This is a genomic window from Micromonospora sp. NPDC049900 (genome assembly GCF_044461025.1).
In the GTDB taxonomy this organism is placed as follows: domain Bacteria; phylum Actinomycetota; class Actinomycetes; order Mycobacteriales; family Micromonosporaceae; genus Micromonospora.
In genome coordinates, this window is record NZ_JBITKM010000007.1 from 1 (window position 1) to 17,803 (window position 17,803).

Here is a 17,803-nt window from a genome sequence, read left to right on the forward strand (position 1 = left end):
CGTCCAGCGGTTGGGGCACGGTCGAACAGATCACCGACCCCGAATACGCCACCCTCGCCTTCCTCAAGGGCCTCAAGCAGGTCGACGGCTGGCAGGACATGCCGCTGACCGTCGCCGCGCAGACCGTGCAGGTGTCGGCGTTCCCCGACCACTACGCCCAGTGGGAACAGCAAGCCGCCGACCTCGTCGCCGCACACTGGAACAGCTGACCCCCACCCGAACACGAACACGACGGCCGGCACCCCCAGCCCGGGGGTGCCGGCCGTCAACGACTCCACCGCGTTAGGAAGGGCCCCTGCCATACACCACGCGACAGCAGGGGACCCCTCCTTCCATCAACTCAGGTGGCGCTGATGGTGCCGGTGAGCAGGAGGGCGAACACCAGGGTGCCGACCGCCACCCGGTAGAGCACGAAGACGTACAGGGTGTGGTGCGCGACGAAGCGCAGCAGCCAGGCGATGGCCGCGTACCCGACGGCGAAGGCGATCAGCGTGGCGACCACCATCTGCGCCACGGTCGGCGCCGAGGTGCCCGGGGCCGCTGGCTCGAAGACGTCCCCGAGGCTGAAGATCCCGGACATCACCACGGCCGGGATGGCCAGCAGGAACGAGTAGCGGGCCGCCGTCTCCCGGGTCAGGTTGAGGAAGAGACCGAAGGTCAACGTCGCACCCGACCGGGACACGCCGGGGATCAGCGCCATCGCCTGGGCGAAGCCCATCACCACGCCGTCGCGCATCCGGAAGTCCTTCAACGTCCGGGTCTGCCGACCCCAGTACTCGGCGAAGGCGAGCACGAAGGCGAACACGATCAGGGTGGTGGCCACCACCCACAGGTTCCGGGCGGTTTCCCGGATCTGGTCCTTGAACAGGAAACCGAGCGCCCCGATCGGGATCGAGCCGACGATCACGTACCAGCCCATCCGGTAGTCGAGGCTGGAGCGTACGGAGGAGTCCCAGATGCCGACCGTCCAGGTGCGGCCGATGCGCCAGATGTCCTTGGCGAAGTAGAGCAGCACGGCCGCTTCGGTGCCGAGCTGGGTGACCGCGGTGAACGACGCCCCGGCGTCACGGTCGAAGAAGATCGCCGAGGTGATTCGCAGGTGCCCCGACGAGCTGACCGGGAGGAACTCGGTCAGACCCTGGACGATGCCCAGGACGATGGCTTCGATCCAGGTCACTCCCCGACTCCCGAGAGTTCCAGTGCCTCGGCCACGGTACGCAGGGTCTGCACCCCGGTGTCCCGGTCGCCGGCGAAGAGGGTGACCGACAGGGTGGTGACGCCGGACTCGGCGTACTGGCGCATCCGCTCGGCGATCCGTTCCTTGGGACCGAGCAGCGAGGTCCGGTCGATGAACTCCAGCGGCACCGCCGCCGCCGCGTCGCGCTGCCGCTTGGCAAGGTAGAGGTCCTGCACCTCGCGGGCGGCGTCGCCGTATCCCATCCGGGTCGCCAACTGGTTGTAGAAGTTCTGCTGCCGGCTGCCCATCCCACCCACGTAGAGGGCGGCGTACCAGCGCACCAACTGCGCGCACGAGTCGACGTCGTCGCCGACCACGACCGGCACGGACGGCACCACGTCGAAGCCGGCCAGTTCCTTGCCGACCTTGGCCCGGCCGGCGCCTACCGCCGCGAGCTGTTCCTGCGCGAACTCGGGGGCGTAGAAGACGGCCAACCAGCCGTCGGCGATCTCGCCGGCCAGCTCCAGGTTCTTGGGACCGACCGCGGCGAGGTAGATCGGGATGTGCTCACGCGGCGGGTGGAAACCCAGCCGCAGCGCCTTGCCGGGACCGTCGGGCAGCGGCAACCGGTAGAACTCGCCGTCGTAGGCGACCTCCTTGCGGGCCACCGCCAGCTTCACGATGTCCACGTACTCCCGTGTGCGGGCCAGCGGCTTGCCGAACCGTACGCCGTGCCAGCCCTCGGAGACCTGTGGGCCGGAGACGCCCAGGCCGAGCCGGAACCGGCCGCCGGAGAGCGCGTCGAGGGTCGCCGCGGTCATCGCGGTCATCGCGGGCGTACGGGCCGGGATCTGCATCACCGCGCTGCCGATGTCGATCCGCTCGGTCTGCCCGGCCATCCAGGAGAGCATGCTGGGTGAGTCGGAGCCGTATGCCTCCGCCGCCCACACCACCGAGTAGCCGAGTCGGTCCGCCTCCTGAGCCATGGCCAGATGATCCGCCGGCGTGCTCCAGGCTGTCTGGTATCCGAGGTTTAGCCCGAGTCGCACAGAGTCCTCCCCCATCCGCAGTCGCATCAGGTTACGCAATGCCGCCGAGAGCGAGGATCACCGGCTCACCCGAACCGCCGTGCGTCTGGGCAGACTCGACGGGAGCGAGGATATCGGTTCGGCCCTCGTTCGAAATAAGGTTCACCCATGCAACAGCGACCGCTCGGCCGAAGCGGGCTGGCGGTTTCCCGGCTCGCGCTCGGCACCATGACCTGGGGCCGGGACACCGACGCCGACGACGCCGCTGCGCAACTGAAGAGCTACCTGGACGCGGGTGGCAACCTGATCGACACCGCCGACGTGTACGGCGACGGTGACGCCGAGTCGGTGATCGGCTCGCTGCTGGGCACGCTGGTGCCCCGCGACGACCTGCTCATCGCCACGAAGGCGGGGTTGCGCCCGGGTGGCCCCCGCCGCCGTGACGGCTCTCGGGGACACCTGCTGCGTACGCTCGACGCCTCGCTGCGACGCCTGGGAACCGACCATGTCGACCTGTTCCAGGTACACGGCTACGATCCGGTCACGCCGCTGGAGGAGACCCTGGCCGCGCTGGACCACGCGGTGGCCAGTGGGCGGGTCCGCTACGTCGGCGTGTCGAACTTCTCCGGCTGGCAGACCGCCCGGGCGGCGGCCTGGCAGGCGGCCTGGCCCGGACGCGCCCCGGTGGTCGCCGCCCAGGTGGAGTACTCCCTGCTGGAACGGGGTGTCGAACGTGAGGTGCTGCCGGCCTGCGAGGCGCTCGGGCTGGGCGTGCTGCCCTGGTCGCCGCTGGGTCGGGGGGTACTCACCGGCAAGTACCGGCACGGGCGCCCGGCGGACTCCCGGGCGGTGTCGCCCCATTTCGAACGCTTCGTCGCCACCTACCTGGAGCCGCGCTGCTCCAGCATCGTGGAGGCGGTCGCCACCGCCGCCGGTGGCCTCGGGGTCTCCCCGCTGGAGGTGGCGCTGGCCTGGATCCGGGACCGGCCCGGCGTGACCGCGCCGATCCTCGGCGCGCGGACCTCCGGGCAACTGCTCGGCGCCCTACAGGTGGAGCGGATGACGCTGCCGGAGGAGATCACCACGGCGCTGGACGACGTCTCGGCCCTGGAGGTCGGATACCCCGAACGCGACGGGTGAGGTGCCCGACTTCCGCCGAGGGTGGCGCGCGGCGGCTCCGAATGGGCAGCATAGGGCTCATGGACTACGAGTACGCGCCGCTGCGGTTACCGCCGAACGTCGACCGGTTGACCGCCGCCGCGCAACTGGCGATCCAGGCCGAGTTCAGCGGGTGGGAGTTGGCCCGGGTACGGCTGTTCCGTGACGGCACCCGTCAGGTGGTGCTGCGCCGCCGCCTGGCCAACGGCTCCCCGCAGCCCGGCCTGTCCTACTGACGGGACGCGGCCAGGCCCACCCGGCGGTGGGTAGATCTGTCGCTGCTCCGGCGACGACAGACGTACCCACCACCGAAGGACACGTGGGGTCAGTGCACGTGGTCGTGCTCGTCGTCGAGCTCCATGAACGGGTGCTCGTCGAGTCGGCCGACCAGCCGGTCGTCCGCCGCCGGCTGGAACGGGCCCACCGGGTCGTCGTCGTCGAACGACTCCAGGTCGACCGGGGTGCCGACCTCGCTGACCATCACCACGCCGTCGAGCGGCTCCAGCTCCGGCACGTCGAGCGCGCCGAGCGAACCGTCGCCGCTCTGCAGCAACTCCAGCACCGCCTCGCCGACGCCCTCCACCGGCGGCACCTGGTCCTCGCCGGGGGCGCCCTCGCGGCGGGCCGCCTCGGCGACGCGGATCAGCGCGGAGACGCTGGGTACGCGGTAGTCGCGGCGCTGGCGTACCGAGATCACCTGCGGGTGCGGGTCGGTCGGCTCCACGCCCTCGGCGCCGCCGAAACGCTGGTCGGCCTCGTTCGGGTCGATCGACTCGACGTCCCACGGAGTCACCTCACCGAAGGCGTCCATGAGTTGCTCGTCGTAGGCGAACGACGCGTTGTTCAACGCGACGTACGCCTGCCAGACGTCGTCGTCGTCGATCCGGCCCTCGGCGGCGCGGACGGCGGCCAGGTGGTGGCGGGCCGCTTCGATCACGCGCTCGAGTGCGGCTTCCAGCTCACCGTGCTGGTCGGTCATGAGGTGTCCCTCTCACTTACTAACAGGTGCGCAGGAACCGGTCGAGAACCCGCACGCCGAACTGTAGTCCGTCCACCGGTACCCGCTCGTCGATGCCATGGAACAGCGCGGAGAAGTTCAGGTCGGCCGGCAGCCGCAGCGGCGCGAAGCCGAAACACCGTACGCCGATGTGGGCGAACGCCTTCGCGTCGGTGCCGCCGGAGAGCATGTACGGCACCGGCCGGGCGCCCGGATCCTCGGCGACCAGCGCGGCGGACATCGCCGCGACCAGATCGCCGTCGAAGGTGGTCTCCAGGGCGGGCTGGCGCTGGACGTACTCGATGGCGATGTCCGGGCCGACCAGCTCGCGTAACTGCCGTTCCAGCAGCTCGGACTGGCCGGGCAGGCTGCGGCAGTCGATGGTGGCGCTGGCCCGGCCGGGGATCACGTTGTCCTTGTAGCCGGCGGCGAGCCGGGTGGGGTTGGCGGTGTTGCGGATGGTGGCGCCGATGATGTTGGCGATCGGGCCGAGCTTGGCGATGGCGGTCTCCGGGTCCTCCGGGTCCAGCTCGATGCCGAGCACCTCGGAGACCTCCTCCAGGAAGGCCCGTACGGTGTCGGTGACCACCACCGGGAAGCGGTGCCGGCCGATCCGGGCCACCGCCTCGGCCAGCGCGGTGACCGCGTTGTCGTCGTGCACCATCGAGCCGTGCCCGGGCCGACCCTTGGCGTGCAGCCGCAGCCAGTCGATGCCCTTCTGCGCGGTCTCGATCAGGTAGAGCCGCCGCGACTCGTCCACCGTGTACGAGAAGCCGCCGACCTCGCCGATGCCCTCGGTGCACCCGTCGAACAGCTCCCGGTGCCGGGTGACCAGGTAGTGCGCACCGTACTCGCTGCCGGCCTCCTCGTCGGCGGTGTACGCGAGCACGATGTCGCGCGGCGGACGGACGCCGGTGCGCTGCCAGTGGCGCACCACGGCGAGCACCATCGCGTCGAAGTCCTTCATGTCGATGGCGCCCCGGCCCCACAGGTAGCCGTCGCGCAACTCGCCGGAGAACGGGTGCACCGACCACTCGTCGGCGTCGGCGGGCACCACGTCCAGGTGGCCGTGCACCAGCAGCGCGCCCCGGCTCGGGTCGGCGCCGGGGATCCGGGCGATCACGTTGGCCCGCCCGGGGGCGGACTCGTGGATCTGCGGGGTGATGCCGACCTCGGCCAGCTTCTCGGCGACGTACTCGGCGGCGAGGCGCTCGCCGACGCTGGTGGCGTTGTCGCCGGTGTTGGTGGTGTCGATGCGCAGCAGGTCCCGGCAGAGGTCGACGACCTCGTCGGTCGGCGCGGGGAAGGCGGGGTGCGCGTCGCTCGTCATCGCCCCTTCATACCAGCCTGCCGTTTCGGCCCGGGTGAGTGCGGGTACTGCGCGCGCGTCCGAATGCCATATCATCGTCGCTCCGCCCGCCCAGCCGAGGAGGGACCGTGTCCGTCCACCTGCCGCCGCTGCCACCGTCGACCGGCGACGGTTATCAGCCCGCCGGGCAGAGCATCGCCGCCACCATCGCCGAGGAGCACCAGCAGTTGCTGAGCCTGACCCGGCGGCTGGTCGAGCCCGGCCCGGATCCGGCGCACGGTCGGGAGATCCTGGTCGCGGCGCTGTCCCGACACCTGGCGGCCGAGGAGCAGTGCCTGCTGCCCGCCATCCGGCAGGCACTGGAGGATGCCGACCAGCCGGTCGCCGACGTCCTGGCCGGCGACGCCGCGCTGCTGATGGCGCTGCACGGGCTCGACGACGACCGGCTGCCCATGGTCGCCAACCTGCTCGACGCGCACGTGGTGGCCGTGGACGCCCTGGTCGAGCGGCTCTGCGCGGCGGCCACCGAGGAGGAGCTGATCCGGCTCGGCAACCGGTTGGAGATCGCCGAGGAGGCCGCGCCGACCCGGCCGCACCCGGGGATCCCGCACACTCCGCCGTGGAACCGGATCGTCGAGCCGGCGGTGGCGCTGGTCGACAAGTTCCGGGACGCGGTCACCGGCCGGCACACCCAACTGAGCGAGGTCGCGGAGCCGCCGCAACGCTGAGTCACCGCCGACATGTTCATGGTCGTTGATCCGTCCGGGCCCTTCCGCCGGATGCTCCGTGGCCCTACCGTCACGCTATGAATCTGGAGTTGCGGCACCTGCGGGTGGTCTGCGCCATCGCCGAGACGGGCAGCGTGACGAAGGCGGCCTCCACGCTCGGCCTGGCGCAGCCGGCGCTGACCGCCCAGCTCCAGCGCATCGAACGAACCCTGGGCGGTCCGCTGTTCGAACGGGACCGGCGCGGCGCCCGGCCGACCGCTCTGGGCGAGCTGGTGCTCGCCCGGGCGCGGGTGCTGCTGCCGGCGATGAAGGGACTCCAGGACGAGGCGGCCCGGCTGGCCGGGGCCGGCGACGCCCCCCGCCGCTACCGCTTCGGCGGGGTGAACAGCCCGATCCTGGGTCGGCTGGTGCACCGGCTGGCCGCCGAGCAACCCCAGGCGCAGATCACCACGTACGCGTCCTGGTCGGTCGACGAGTTGGCGCAACTGGTCGCCGGTGGGCGGCTGGACTACGCGTTGACCGGGGTGTGCGGGGACTCCACCCCGTCGGCGGACTACGGGTTGAGCTGGCGGGAGGTGGCCGTCGACCCGGTGATGGTGCTGCTGCCGGAGACCCATCCGCTGGCCGGGCGCAGCGAGGTGGCGTTGGCCGAGCTGCGGCACGAGCAGTGGGTGGCGGCCCCGGGAGACGGCTGCTTCGGTGACTGTTTCGCCGCCGCCTGCGCCCGGGCCGGCTTCACCCCGCGCAAGCTGTACGAGGCCGACGTGCGCGGCTGCATCGACCTGGTGGACGCCGGGGAGGCGGTGGCGTTGTGCCAGGCCACCTTCCGGCCGGTGGCGGGCCTGGTGACCCGGCGGCTGGCCGGCAGCCCGCTGCGCTGGCGGCTGATGCTGGGCTGGCACCCGGAATCCCCTGCCGCCCGAATGGCCGATCTGGTGCTGGACACGGCGCTGGTGGCGTACACCGACGCGTTGGCGCCGCATCCGGCGTACCTGGCCTGGCTGCTCGGCAATCCGGCCTTCGGGGTGCGCCGGCCGGCGGCGACGGCGGACCGGGGGCTGCGAAGCGCCTGACGGGTGCGAACCGGCCGACGGCGGGTATGCGGCGCGACATGACCGACCTCTATCCCGCCGCCGACGACCGTGAGGTGCTGCGCCGGGCCGCCGCCGCGCACACCGCCGCCGTCCGGGAGGTGGAAGCGTTCCTGCGCCGGGTGCCGGAGGTGCCCGACCCGGCGGACCTGGCCGAGTACGCCAACCTGATCACCAGGGAGGAGCAGACCCGCGCCGAGCGGCAGGCCGCCGGGGAGGCCGTCGGCCTGACCATCGGCAGCCTGGAGAGCGAGTAGCGCCCGGCCGCGCAGGTGTGAAAGGAGGGATCCCCTGCTAACGCCTCCGGTATAGCATGGGACCCCTCCTTTTCACCACGCGCACCCCGCGCGAACCGGCGTCAGCGTTCGACGAGGACGTCGTGTCCGAGGTCGAGCAGTGCGTGCCGCCACTCGTCGTCGGCGTTGCCCCGGCGCGGCTTGTCCGCGGCCAGCGACCGGATCCGCTCCACCGCCTCCCGCATCACCTCGACGTCGTCGGGTGTCAGGTCCACCTTGCGTTTGCGCAGCACGGCGAGGATCTGCCGACCGGGCTCGGGCAGGTTCAGATCCGGGTCCGGGCCGAACGCCTCCTCGCCGGACCCCCGGGTCAGCAGCCACTGCCGTAGCTGTTCGGAGGGCACGTTGACCTCGGCGTGGAAGTCCTCCCAGAGCACCTCCACCTCCGGGTCGAGCCGCTGCTCGCGTGCCATCACGCCTCCTCTCCGGGTGGCGACCCGGCGTCGTCCGGGTGCCCCTCGTCGGTCTGCCCGCCCAGCCCCTCCGCCGGCACCTGCACGCGGGCCGGGTTGGCGGTCGGCGGCGCCAGGATCGGGTCGCTGCGTTCGTCGTCCCGGGCCTCGTCCGGTTCCGTCATCGCCTAGCCCCTCCGATCGTCGGTTCCCGGCCGGTCAGCGGGGGTGGGTGGTGCCGGCCGTGGCGTGCCCGCGCGCGCCGGCCGCCACGTCGAAGGCGAGCCGGCCGTCCCGGGCGTCCACGGTGACCTTCTGACCGGGCGAGAGCTGCTGCTCCAACAGCATCCGGGACAGGTGGTTGTCCACCTCCCGCTGGATCACCCGGCGCAGCGGCCGGGCACCGAACTCCGGCTGGTAGCCGTGTTCGGCCAGCCAGTCCACCCCGGCGGTGGTGAAGTCCACCTCGATGTCCTGGGCGTGCAACCGACGTCGGGTCTCCTCCAGCAGCAGTCCGGTGATCTGCCGCAACTGCTCGGCCTCCAGCCGACGGAAGATGATCACCTCGTCGATGCGGTTGAGGAACTCCGGCCGGAAGTTCTCCTGGAGCCGACGCATCAGCCGCTCCCGCAGCTCGTCGCTCTCCTGTTCGCTACCGGGCTCGCCGGTGCCGAAGCCGACCGCGCGTTGACTGCCGGTGATCAGCTCCGACCCCAGGTTGCTCGTCATGATCAGTACGGTGTTCTTGAAGTTGACCGTCCGCCCCTGGCTGTCGGTGAGCCGCCCGTCGTCGAGCACCTGCAACAGGATGTTGAAGACGTCGGGGTGGGCCTTCTCGATCTCGTCCAGCAGCACCACCGCGTACGGGCGGCGGCGCACCGCCTCGGTGAGCTGACCGGCCTCCTCGTACCCGACGTAGCCGGGCGGGGCGCCGACCAGCCGACTGACGGTGTGCCGTTCCTGGAACTCGCTCATGTCCACCCGGACCATCCGGTCGGCCTCACCGAACAACGCCTCGGCCAGGGCCCGGCCCAGTTCGGTCTTGCCCACCCCGGTGGGGCCGAGGAACAGGAAGCTGCCCATCGGCCGGTTCGGGTCGGCCAGGCCGGTCCGGGAACGGCGGACCGCCTCGGCGACCGCCTCGACCGCGTCGTCCTGCCCGACGACCTTCTCGTGCAGGTGCCCCTCCAGGCGCAGCAGCCGGTCCCGTTCCTCCTCGGTGAGCTGGCTGGCCGGGATGCCGGTGGCCCGGGAGACCACCTCGGCGATCTCGTCCGGCCCCACCTCGGGCACCTGGCTGTCGTTGCCGTCCTCACCCCGGGCGCGCTGCACCTGCCGTTCCAGCTCGGAGACCCGGTCGCGCAGCGTGGAGGCGCGCTCGTACTGCTCGTCGGCGACCGCCTGTTCCTTGTCCCGGCGTACCTCCTCAAGCTGCTGCTCCAGGTCGCGTACGTCGGCGGCGGGCGTCCGTGTCCGCAGCCGGACCCGCGCGCCGGCCTGGTCGATCAGGTCGATCGCCTTGTCTGGCAGGAAGCGGTCGGTGACGTACCGGTCGGACAGCTCGGCGGCGGTGACCAACGCCTCGTCGGTGAACCGCACCTGATGGTGGGCCTCGTAGCGGTCGCGCAGGCCGCGCAGGATGGAGACGGTGTCCTCGACGGTGGGCTCCGGCACGAAGACCGGCTGGAACCGTCGGGCCAGCGCGGCGTCCTTCTCGATGCTGCGGCGGTACTCGTCCAGCGTGGTCGCACCGATCACCCGCAACTCGCCCCGCGCGAGCGCGGGCTTGAGCATGTTGGACGCGTCCATCCCACCCTCGCTGCCGGCGCCGCCCGCGCCGACCAGGGTGTGGATCTCGTCCAGGAAGATGATCAGCTCGTCGCGGTGCGCGCGGATCTCGTCGATCACCTTCTTCAGGCGTTCCTCGAAGTCGCCCCGGTAGCGGGTGCCGGCGACCAGCCCGGCCAGGTCGAGCTGGACGACCCGCTTGCCGAGCAGGGTCTGCGGCACGTCGCCGTCGCAGATCCGCTCGGCCAGTCCCTCCACGATCGCGGTCTTGCCGACGCCCGCCTCGCCGATCAGGACCGGGTTGTTCTTCGTCCGTCGGGACAGGATCTCCACCGCCTGCTCGATCTCGTCCGCGCGCCCGATCACCGGGTCGATCTGGTCGTTGCGGGCCAGGTCGGTGAGGTCCTGGCCGTACTGGTCCAGGGTGGGCGTGCCCCGGTCCGGGCGCGGGTTGGTCATCGGGCCGCGTTCGGCGTTGGCGGCCTGCAACGACTCCGGCTGGATCCGGCCGGCGGCGAGCATCCGACCGGCCGGCGACTCCGGGTTGAGCGGCAACGCCATCAGGATGTGCTCGGGACCGATGTAGTTCGCCCCCATCGCCCGGGAGAGCTGGTGGGCGTCGAGCAGCGCCCGCTTGGCCGCCGGGGTGAGCGACAGGTTGGGCGGCACGTCGCCCTGCGGGGCGCCGTCGGCCCGCCCGCCCAACGCGTTGAGCAGCGTGTCCGGGTCGGCACCGGCCCGGCGTACCAGGTCACGCAGCGGCTCGCGTTGCAACGCCGCCCACAGCAGGTGGTCGGTGTCCAGGTCGCTGCTCTGCTTCTGGGCGGCCCGGCGTGCCGCGTCGGCCAGCATCTCCCGGGCGTCGGCGGTCATCAACCGGGTGATGTCGACCCGGTGCGCGGGGCGTCGCCCACCCTCGCCCCGGCCGAAGTACCGCGCCAGGAACTCGTCCCACGGGTCGGAGCCGAAGTCGCCGGGTCCCATCATCTCTGTCCTCCGCGGTCGGCGCGAGACGGTCGGCACGGGCTACCCGGCCCCAGGCCGGACAAACGCCACCGGCGGGCACCGGCGGGACGGCCACGGGTGGCGGCACGGGACGTCGCCGGGCGGCGGGACCACGCGAAACGCCGACCGGGCGTGCCGGCGGGCGGGGCGACCGCCCGAATGGCAGGGTGAGCGGATGGAGACGACGACCCCGCTGCTGATCGTGGACGCCGCCAACGTCGTCGGGTCCCGCCCGGACGGCTGGTGGCGGGACCGGGCCGGGGCCACCGCCCGACTACGGGACACGCTGACCCCGGTGGGCGGGCGCGGCGTACCGCCGGAGCTGTCCCCGCCGGTCGAGGTGGTGCTGGTGGTGGAGGGCGCCGCGCGGGGCGTACCCGGCGTCGACGGGGTCCGGGTGGTCGCGGCCGACGCCTCCGGTGACGACGCCGTGGTCGAGCTGGTCGCCGAGGCCGGCGACCGACGGCGCCTGGTGGTCACCGCCGACCGGGCGCTGCGGGAGCGGGTCACCGCGCTCGGCGCGGAGGTGTACGGGCCCCGCTGGCTGCGCGGCTGACCGGGCGGGCACGGCCCGGGACGATCGCCCTGCGTGATCGTCCGACCCCGGGTCCCACGAATCGGACTCGCCGCGCCTGCGGTCGACAACCGGTCAGTAGGGCAGCAACACTGACAGGGTATGTTCGTCCCCCGACCGGCATAGGCTCTAATGGAGTCCTCCCCGCCCCCAGGAGGTTCCGCGTGGCGAGCGTCGCCGAGCTCAAGGCAGCCATCGATGTCGCGCTCCAGCAGATCGGTGACGGCCAGAGCGCCGTGCAGGCCGCCGGCGAGAAACTGGCCGAGGCGCAACAGACGCTGGCGGGCGCGCTGGAGGGCAGCGGACACACCACCGTCGAGGCGGCTCAGGCGTCGTTGACGCAGGCCAGCCAGGAGTTGGAGGAGTGCCTCGCCGCGACGCTCGTCGCGGTCGAGCAGGCCCAGCAGTACGTCGCGACGCTGTAGGGGCGGGCGTGTCCATCGTCGAGGACGTCGGCGCGCAGGTCCGGGCCGCCGCCGAGGATCTTCCGCTCGGCCTGCTGGGGCAGGCGCTGGAGAAGTTCGGGCTGGCCTCCGAGCGGCTGCGCTGGGTACGCCAGGAGTCGGCCAACCCGATGGGCGTACCGGAGTTGTCCGCCGCCACCGAGCACGCCGAGACCGCCGGGTACGCGCTGCGCGTCGCCCAGGAGCAGCTCACCGCGTACCTGGCCGCGATCGGGCTGGCTCCCGACGGGGCCGCGCCGCCGCCGGTCGGTGACCAGGAGCGGCGCCCGGCGCACGACGCCCCCCGGAGCGCCGAGCCGGTGGCCGACGCGCCGGAGGCGCCCGGTGAGGTCCGGCTGCGCCGCTGGTGGTCGGTGCGGGTGGCGGAGCTGACCGGCGGGCGGGAGGGCCCGGCCGAGGGTCCCGACGAACGCATCTCCGACTCCCAGGAGCTGCTGCGCCGGGTGGTCCGCGGAGTCCGGTCCGGTGACCGCGACGGGCTGCACCGCGACCTGCGCGGCGCGCACGCCGACGTCGGACTGGGGTTGGCCGCGGTGGCTCCGCCGCTGCTGCGTGACCTCGCCGCCGAACTGCTCGGCCATCCGCCGCGCAGCGACGATCTGTCCCGGCTGCGCCGCGAGCTGGACGGCCGGGTCCGGGACCTGCTCCCCGGCCTGCCCACCCCGGTGCTGGACACGCTGCTGACCCGGGTCTGCCGGATGCCTCCGCCGCGTCGGGGCGAGGACGAGCAGCCGCACGCCGCCGACCCGGCGGTCACCGCCGGGGTGCTCACCGGCGTCCTGCTCGACCGCCTCGGGCGCGACCTGCCCGCCGACGATGGTGAAAGGAAGGGCCCCCTGCTAACGCCTGAGGTAGTAAAGGGGTCCCCTCCTCACACCGGCAGCACAACCCGCACGAGCGCGCCCCGCACGAGCGCGCACGGCGGTTCGGGCGCGGACACACCCGGCGCACGGCCGTTCGGCGGGCCCCCTCCGGGTCGACCGGGACGCGGTGTAGATGGCTGACCGGCGCAGCCAGCTGGTCGCCCGGGTCCGGGAACTGCTCGCCGAGGCCCTCGGCGCGTCCCGCACCCGGTCCGCCACGGCCCAGACGACGCTGGCCACCGCCCGGGACCGCGCGGTGCGGATCCGTCGCGCGGCGGCCGGCGTACCGGAGCGGGTGGGTGCCGAACGGGACAAGCGGCTCGCCGAGATCGACGCCCGGCACGCCTCGCGGCTGGCCACCCTGGCCCGACGGGCCGCCGAGGCGGCGACCCGGGAGGCACCGGGCGCCGGGTCGGCGGACTGGCCGGGTTGGCAACCCACCCCGGCGACCCGTGGCGAGCCACCGGGCGCCACCCGGGTGGGCACCATCCGGCTGCCCGACGCCGAACCGGTGCCGGCGCTGGTGTCGCTGCTCGACGGTGGGCACGTGGCACTCGACGGCGACCCGGACGGCTGTGCCGCCGTGGTGTCGGCCCTGCTGCTGCGCAGCCTCGGTCGGGCCGCGCCCGGCAACGTCCGGGTGGTCGGCTACGACCCGGACCAGCTCGGCGGCGGGCTCGCCGGGTTCGCCCCGCTGGGCACCGCCGGGCTGCTCACCTTCGTCGGCCCGGGTGGCCTGGGCCGCCTGCTGGACGATCTGGTGGAGCAGATCCGCCGGATCAACGAGACGGTGCTCGCCGGTGAGCACGCCTCGCTGCGCGAGCTGGCCGCCGCGACCGGCCGCCGGCCGGAGCCGTGGCGGGTGGCGGTGCTGCTCGGCGGCGACGAGTTGTCCCGGCACGAACGCGGCCAGCTCGACCGGGTGGTCCGCGCCGGGGTGGCGTGCGGCGTCCATCTGATCGTGCGCGGCGTGCCGCTGCCCGACGACGCGGCGCTGACCCGGATCGCGGTCACCGCCGACGGCGCCCGGGTCGGCACCCTGCCGGTACGCCTCGACCCGCAGCCACCGGCCACCCTGGTCACCGAGACCTGCCGGCAGATCGCCTCGGTGGTCAGCGCCGGTCCGGCCCCCACCCCCTTCACCGACCTGCTGCCGTCACCGGAGCAGATGTGGCAGGAGGACTCGGCGACCGGGTTGACCGCCCCGATCGGCGAGGGCCCACAGGGTCGGCCGGTGCTGCTGACCCTCGGCGACTATCCGCCGCACGCGTTGATCGGTGGCCCGTCCGGCACCGGCAAGACCAATCTGATCTTCGCCTGGATCGGCGCGCTCGCCGCCCGCTACTCCCCTGCCGAGCTGGAGTTCTACCTCCTGGACTTCAAGGAGGGGGTGTCCTTCGCCCGGTTCGCCAAGGGGCGGCGGGACCCGAGCTGGCTGCCGCACATGCGGCTGGTCGGCATCAACGTCAACACCGACCGGGAGTTCGGCCTGGCGTTGCTGCGCTTCCTCGCCGAGGAGTTGCGCCGTCGCGCCGACGCGGCGAAGAAGCACGAGGTCACCAAGCTGGCCGAGTTGCGCGCGGTGGACCCGACCGGGCACTGGCCGCGGATCGTCGCGGTGGTCGACGAGTTCCAGATGCTGCTGGCGGGCCGGGACGCGGTGGCCCGGGAGGCGGCCGACCTGCTGGAGGACCTGGCGCGCCGGGGCCGCTCGCAGGGCATCCACCTGGTGCTGGCGTCGCAGGACGTACGCGGCATCGAGGCGCTGTGGGGTCGTCCGGCGCTGGTCGCCCAGTTCACCCTGCGCATCGCGCTGCCCAAGGCGCTGCGCATCCTCGCCGAACGCAACGACGCCGCACAGTCGCTGCCGAAGTTCCACGCGGTGGTCAACGCCGAGTCGGGGCTGCCGGAGGGCAACGAGGTGGCCCGGATCCCGTCGGCCAGCGAGTGGGAGACCTGGAGCGAGTTGCAGCACCGGCTGTGGCGGATGCGCCCGGCCGAGGCGGCGCCGGCCCGCCTCTTCGACGGCGACGCGATCCCCCGGTTGGCCGAGGCGCCGGACTTCCGGGCACTGACCCCGCCGGAGGTCGGTACGCCACGCGGCCCGGTCGCGCTGCTCGGCGAGATCATCGACGTGCAGGCCCGGTCGGCGGCGCTGCGGCTGCCCCGCGCCCCCGGACGCAACCTGGCGGTGCTGGGTACCCGGATCGACGAGGCGTGTGCGGTGCTGGACGCGGCGGCCCGGTCGCTGGCCCGGCAGCACCGGCCCGGCACCGCCCGGTTCTCCATCGCCTGCCTCGACCCGGACGCCGACCCGGCGGCCCGGGCGCTCTACGAGGACCTCGCCGACGACGCCGCCTGGTACGACGAGGAGACGGTGGCCGAGCTGATGGCCGAGACCGCCGAGGGCATCGGTGGACCGGGCACCGGCAGCGTCCCGCACTACCTGCTGCTGTTCGCCGTCGACGCGGCGTCGGGCGCGCTCGCGGCGCGGGCCGGCAGGTCCACCGGTCTGGAGCACCTGCGCCGGATCCTGCACGACGGCCCGGAGCGGCGTACCCACGTGCTGGCCTGGTGGCGGGGGGTGGCGCGGATGAAGGCCGACCTGGGCGGCACCGGCGCCCGCACCGACCAGATCGGCGCCTGGGTCGCTCTGGACACCCACGGCGGGGACCTCAGCGGGCCGTTGTACCCGGGCAGCGGCGGGCCGGACTGGTATCCCCGACCGTGGCGGGGACTCTTCTTCGACCGGGCGGTGCACCGCACCGGGCAGACCATCATCCCCTACGGACCGGCCCGATGAACGAACCGGTGACCAGTGAGACCTATGCGGCCCAGCTCCGGCGGCTCGCCGAACTGACCGCCCGCGTGCAGGAACAGCGGGCCGAGGCGAACGCCTGGTACGACCAGCAGTGCGCGGCGGCGGACCGGGCGGTGGCCGAGTCGGCCGACGAGGTCAACCGGGCCGAACGGGAACTGGCCGCGGCCCGCGAGTCGCAGGAGTTGGTGGACGCCGAGTCGGCGGCGCTGTGGCAGGAGCTGAACAGCCGGCTCGGCGGTGGCGGGCGGCGGGCGGGCACCCCACCGGCACCGGCCCTGGACGCCACCGGCGATCCGATGCCGCTGCTGGACGCGGCGCGGGACCTGCTGCGCCGCACCCGCCAGCCGGGCGAGTTGCCGAGCAGCGTGAACCCCCTGCTGGCGCTCTGCGGGGTGGGCGGCGCGGTGCTCGCGTACGCGCTGGGCGCAGCCGCCCGGGCCCTGGGTGGCCGTGCCGACGGTGAGCTGGGCGTGGGCCTGCCGGTGCTGGCGCTGGTGGTGACGCTGCTCGGCCCGGTGATCGGGCTGGTGCCGGCCCGGGTGGTGGCCGACCGGCGGCACGCGGTGCTCAGCCCGCGCCCGGTGATCGTGGTGGTGGTCGCCGGCCTGGTCACCACGCTGCTCCTGCTGATCGTGACCTGACTCGGTCGGTGGCCCCCGCCGCGCCGTGACCGGGCCCGGTGGCCCCGCCGCGCCGTGACCGGCTCGGTGGCCACGGCGTCGACCGGGGCCGGCAGCGTGCGGTGCCGGGCCGGTGCGATCAGGCGGGGACGAGTACGGCCTCGCGCAGCAGGCGGCGGGTGAGGGTGAGGCGGTCGGCGTCGTCGTCGAGGCCGGGCAGGTCACCGACCCGGACGACCGAACCGGCGAGCAGGACCCGCAGCGCCGCCGCGCACTGCGCGGGCAGCGTGACGGTGCGGTCGAACAGCCGCAGCACCACCTGTTCGCCCTGCTCGTCGAGCTGGCGCCGCAGTCCGGGACGGACGGTGACCCGACTGTCGGCGTCCAGCGCGGCGATCGCGGCGGCCTGCGCCAGCGGCCGTAACGGGGCCGGACGCGACGCCGGCCAGGCACGCTGCCGCAGCCGGGCCGCGACCTCGGCCGGGTCGGCCCGCAGCAGCCAGTCGCGCAGCGCCTCCACGGTCTCGGTCAGCTCCGGCTCGATGGCGTCCGGGTCGGCCAGGTCGGTGCCGAGCGGCAGGGTGGCCCGCAGCCGTCGGTCCTCGGCGGCCAGCGCGAGCAACTCCTCGACCATGGCGTACCGGGTCAGCGCGCGGATGCCGACGGTCAGGTGCAGGGAGCTGGAGTCCTGGGCCTGGGCGCTGTGCAGCCAGCCCCGGGGCAGATAGAGCGCGTCACCCGGTTCGAGCACCACGTCCAGCGCGGGCTCGCCCTGCGCGGTGGCGGTGACCTCGTCGGCCCGGCCGCCCCACTGCTGGCGTTCCAACGGGTCGGGCAGCACCGGCGGATGGATGCGCCAGTGCTTGCGGCCGTCGACCTGGAGCACGAACACGTCGTGGGTGTCGTAGTGGGTGGCGAACCCCTGGTTGCCGGCCGGCGTCAGGTAGGCGTTGACCTGCATCGGCTGGCCGACGGCCAGGCTGAGGTCACGGGTGAAGTCGATCAGCGCCGGCCAGGTGCGGTGCAGGCCCTGGAGGACGAGGGTGGCCCCGTCGGCGTACAACCGCATGACCTTCTCGTCGAGGACCTGGTCGCCGATCTCGGCGCCGGCACCGCCGCCGCCGGTGTAGCGCGCCGCCGGCAGCACCTGGCCGTCCTTGGCGACCCGCAGGAAGGGGGTACGCAGGCCGCGTCGACTGAGCAGCTCGTCGGCGTCGGCGGGGCTGAGCAGGTCGGTGAAGCCCGCCGGGTTGGGCAGCTCGGCGGCGCGGGACAGCAGCGGGGTCTGGCCCCAGTGCGCGGCGGCGAACTTGGCCGGCTCCACGCTGACGCAGCGGGCCAACGCCGCCTCGGCGGTCGACGCCGATCCGCTGCCGGGGGCCGCCGCCTCGGCGACGCCGTGCGGGGCCGCAGTGTCGCGGGGTGCCGCGTCCGGGGGTACGGACGGGACCGCCGGGCGGCCGTGGCCGCCCGGCGGGTCGAGTCGCGTCAT

Annotated in this window: 18 protein-coding genes and 1 pseudogene; 11 read left to right on the forward strand and 8 right to left on the reverse strand. The window is 73.4% G+C overall.

The window, feature by feature from the left end; translation table 11 throughout:
• A pseudogene (locus tag ACIBMZ_RS17270) lies at positions 1-209 on the forward strand (hypothetical protein); the annotation flags it as partial.
• A 131-nt stretch (positions 210-340) separates the two neighbouring features.
• Here the strand turns inward: ACIBMZ_RS17270 and ACIBMZ_RS17275 are convergent.
• Both ACIBMZ_RS17275 and ACIBMZ_RS17280 read right to left on the reverse strand, forming a co-directional pair.
• Positions 341-1,177, reverse strand: a complete 837-nt coding sequence (locus ACIBMZ_RS17275; RefSeq protein WP_396694815.1) for an undecaprenyl-diphosphate phosphatase — start codon at positions 1,175-1,177, stop codon at positions 341-343.
• Positions 1,174-2,226 (reverse strand): LLM class F420-dependent oxidoreductase, encoded by a 1,053-nt coding sequence (locus ACIBMZ_RS17280; protein ID WP_396694817.1) that lies wholly within the window; start codon positions 2,224-2,226, stop codon positions 1,174-1,176. The genes ACIBMZ_RS17275 and ACIBMZ_RS17280 overlap by 4 nt, the downstream gene beginning before the upstream one ends.
• Positions 2,227-2,373: 147 nt before the next feature.
• On the opposite strand from ACIBMZ_RS17280, the gene ACIBMZ_RS17285 reads away from it, so the two are divergent.
• Together ACIBMZ_RS17285 and ACIBMZ_RS17290 are read left to right on the forward strand one after the other, a co-directional pair.
• Positions 2,374-3,345 carry an aldo/keto reductase gene (locus ACIBMZ_RS17285; protein WP_396694819.1) on the forward strand — a complete coding sequence of 324 codons (972 nt, stop codon included), beginning with the start codon at positions 2,374-2,376 and terminating at the stop codon, positions 3,343-3,345.
• A gap of 59 nt (positions 3,346-3,404) precedes the next feature.
• On the forward strand, positions 3,405-3,599 hold the full coding sequence (locus ACIBMZ_RS17290; protein WP_396694821.1) for a DUF5703 family protein: 195 nt from the start codon (positions 3,405-3,407) through the stop codon (positions 3,597-3,599).
• An 89-nt stretch (positions 3,600-3,688) separates the two neighbouring features.
• Here ACIBMZ_RS17290 and ACIBMZ_RS17295 read toward each other — a convergent pair whose 3' ends face one another.
• Together ACIBMZ_RS17295 and ACIBMZ_RS17300 are read right to left on the reverse strand one after the other, a co-directional pair.
• Positions 3,689-4,342, reverse strand: coding sequence for a hypothetical protein (locus tag ACIBMZ_RS17295; RefSeq protein ID WP_396694823.1), 654 nt, complete (start codon positions 4,340-4,342; stop codon positions 3,689-3,691).
• Positions 4,343-4,361: 19 nt separating this feature from the next.
• Entirely contained in the window at positions 4,362-5,690 is a 1,329-nt protein-coding gene (locus ACIBMZ_RS17300) for a M20/M25/M40 family metallo-hydrolase (RefSeq protein ID WP_396694825.1), read from the reverse strand.
• A 107-nt stretch (positions 5,691-5,797) separates the two neighbouring features.
• Between ACIBMZ_RS17300 and ACIBMZ_RS17305 the strand changes: the two genes are divergently transcribed.
• The 3 genes from ACIBMZ_RS17305 to ACIBMZ_RS17315 all read left to right on the forward strand — a co-directional run bounded on the left by ACIBMZ_RS17305 (position 5,798) and on the right by ACIBMZ_RS17315 (position 7,745).
• Positions 5,798-6,397, forward strand: a complete 600-nt coding sequence (locus tag ACIBMZ_RS17305; RefSeq protein WP_396694827.1) for a hemerythrin domain-containing protein — start codon at positions 5,798-5,800, stop codon at positions 6,395-6,397.
• A gap of 77 nt (positions 6,398-6,474) precedes the next feature.
• The gene (locus ACIBMZ_RS17310) at positions 6,475-7,470 is read left to right on the forward strand and encodes a LysR substrate-binding domain-containing protein (protein WP_396694829.1); all 996 of its coding nucleotides are present in this window, start codon (positions 6,475-6,477) and stop codon (positions 7,468-7,470) included.
• A gap of 38 nt (positions 7,471-7,508) precedes the next feature.
• Positions 7,509-7,745 (forward strand): hypothetical protein, encoded by a 237-nt coding sequence (locus ACIBMZ_RS17315; protein WP_131053341.1) that lies wholly within the window; start codon positions 7,509-7,511, stop codon positions 7,743-7,745.
• Between the two features lie 101 nt (positions 7,746-7,846).
• Here ACIBMZ_RS17315 and ACIBMZ_RS17320 read toward each other — a convergent pair whose 3' ends face one another.
• Genes ACIBMZ_RS17320 through ACIBMZ_RS17330 form a run of 3 tightly spaced genes read right to left on the reverse strand, consistent with a single transcriptional unit; the run spans position 7,847 to position 10,951 of the window.
• Positions 7,847-8,197 (reverse strand): DUF3140 domain-containing protein, encoded by a 351-nt coding sequence (locus ACIBMZ_RS17320; RefSeq protein ID WP_396694831.1) that lies wholly within the window; start codon positions 8,195-8,197, stop codon positions 7,847-7,849.
• The gene (locus tag ACIBMZ_RS17325; RefSeq protein ID WP_350697378.1) at positions 8,197-8,361 is read right to left on the reverse strand and encodes a hypothetical protein; all 165 of its coding nucleotides are present in this window, start codon (positions 8,359-8,361) and stop codon (positions 8,197-8,199) included. The genes ACIBMZ_RS17320 and ACIBMZ_RS17325 overlap by 1 nt, the downstream gene beginning before the upstream one ends.
• Before the next feature lie 34 nt (positions 8,362-8,395).
• Entirely contained in the window at positions 8,396-10,951 is a 2,556-nt protein-coding gene (locus tag ACIBMZ_RS17330; RefSeq protein WP_396694833.1) for an ATP-dependent Clp protease ATP-binding subunit, read from the reverse strand.
• Positions 10,952-11,144: 193 nt separating this feature from the next.
• Between ACIBMZ_RS17330 and ACIBMZ_RS17335 the strand changes: the two genes are divergently transcribed.
• From ACIBMZ_RS17335 to ACIBMZ_RS17355, 5 genes are all read left to right on the forward strand, one after another.
• The gene (locus ACIBMZ_RS17335; protein WP_396694835.1) at positions 11,145-11,525 is read left to right on the forward strand and encodes a hypothetical protein; all 381 of its coding nucleotides are present in this window, start codon (positions 11,145-11,147) and stop codon (positions 11,523-11,525) included.
• A gap of 182 nt (positions 11,526-11,707) precedes the next feature.
• Positions 11,708-11,968, forward strand: coding sequence for a hypothetical protein (locus ACIBMZ_RS17340; RefSeq protein WP_131053345.1), 261 nt, complete (start codon positions 11,708-11,710; stop codon positions 11,966-11,968).
• 8 nt (positions 11,969-11,976) lie between these two features.
• Positions 11,977-13,011 (forward strand): hypothetical protein, encoded by a 1,035-nt coding sequence (locus ACIBMZ_RS17345; protein ID WP_396694837.1) that lies wholly within the window; start codon positions 11,977-11,979, stop codon positions 13,009-13,011.
• Complete coding sequence (locus ACIBMZ_RS17350; RefSeq protein WP_396694839.1) at positions 13,004-15,673, forward strand: FtsK/SpoIIIE domain-containing protein; 2,670 nt, start codon at positions 13,004-13,006, stop codon at positions 15,671-15,673. The genes ACIBMZ_RS17345 and ACIBMZ_RS17350 overlap by 8 nt, the downstream gene beginning before the upstream one ends.
• Positions 15,670-16,332 (forward strand): hypothetical protein, encoded by a 663-nt coding sequence (locus tag ACIBMZ_RS17355; RefSeq protein WP_396694841.1) that lies wholly within the window; start codon positions 15,670-15,672, stop codon positions 16,330-16,332. The genes ACIBMZ_RS17350 and ACIBMZ_RS17355 overlap by 4 nt, the downstream gene beginning before the upstream one ends.
• A gap of 118 nt (positions 16,333-16,450) precedes the next feature.
• Here the strand turns inward: ACIBMZ_RS17355 and ACIBMZ_RS17360 are convergent, their stop codons facing one another.
• Positions 16,451-17,803 (reverse strand): cupin domain-containing protein, encoded by a 1,353-nt coding sequence (locus ACIBMZ_RS17360; protein WP_396694843.1) that lies wholly within the window; start codon positions 17,801-17,803, stop codon positions 16,451-16,453.

Excerpts from the sequence above, each read along its gene's own strand:
- ACIBMZ_RS17285 (WP_396694819.1), top strand. The coding sequence starts at position 2,374 with ATGCAACAGCGACCGCTCGGCCGAAGCGGGCTGGCGGTTTCCCGGCTC.
- ACIBMZ_RS17290 (WP_396694821.1), top strand. The coding sequence starts at position 3,405 with ATGGACTACGAGTACGCGCCGCTGCGGTTACCGCCGAACGTCGACCGG.
- ACIBMZ_RS17295 (WP_396694823.1), bottom strand. The coding sequence starts at position 4,342 with ATGACCGACCAGCACGGTGAGCTGGAAGCCGCACTCGAGCGCGTGATC.
- ACIBMZ_RS17300 (WP_396694825.1), bottom strand. The coding sequence starts at position 5,690 with ATGACGAGCGACGCGCACCCCGCCTTCCCCGCGCCGACCGACGAGGTC.
- ACIBMZ_RS17310 (WP_396694829.1), top strand. The coding sequence starts at position 6,475 with ATGAATCTGGAGTTGCGGCACCTGCGGGTGGTCTGCGCCATCGCCGAG.
- ACIBMZ_RS17315 (WP_131053341.1), top strand. The coding sequence starts at position 7,509 with ATGACCGACCTCTATCCCGCCGCCGACGACCGTGAGGTGCTGCGCCGG.
- ACIBMZ_RS17320 (WP_396694831.1), bottom strand. The coding sequence starts at position 8,197 with ATGGCACGCGAGCAGCGGCTCGACCCGGAGGTGGAGGTGCTCTGGGAG.
- ACIBMZ_RS17325 (WP_350697378.1), bottom strand. The coding sequence starts at position 8,361 with ATGACGGAACCGGACGAGGCCCGGGACGACGAACGCAGCGACCCGATC.
- ACIBMZ_RS17330 (WP_396694833.1), bottom strand. The coding sequence starts at position 10,951 with ATGATGGGACCCGGCGACTTCGGCTCCGACCCGTGGGACGAGTTCCTG.
- ACIBMZ_RS17335 (WP_396694835.1), top strand. The coding sequence starts at position 11,145 with ATGGAGACGACGACCCCGCTGCTGATCGTGGACGCCGCCAACGTCGTC.
- ACIBMZ_RS17350 (WP_396694839.1), top strand. The coding sequence starts at position 13,004 with ATGGCTGACCGGCGCAGCCAGCTGGTCGCCCGGGTCCGGGAACTGCTC.
- ACIBMZ_RS17355 (WP_396694841.1), top strand. The coding sequence starts at position 15,670 with ATGAACGAACCGGTGACCAGTGAGACCTATGCGGCCCAGCTCCGGCGG.
- ACIBMZ_RS17360 (WP_396694843.1), bottom strand. The coding sequence starts at position 17,803 with ATGACGCGACTCGACCCGCCGGGCGGCCACGGCCGCCCGGCGGTCCCG.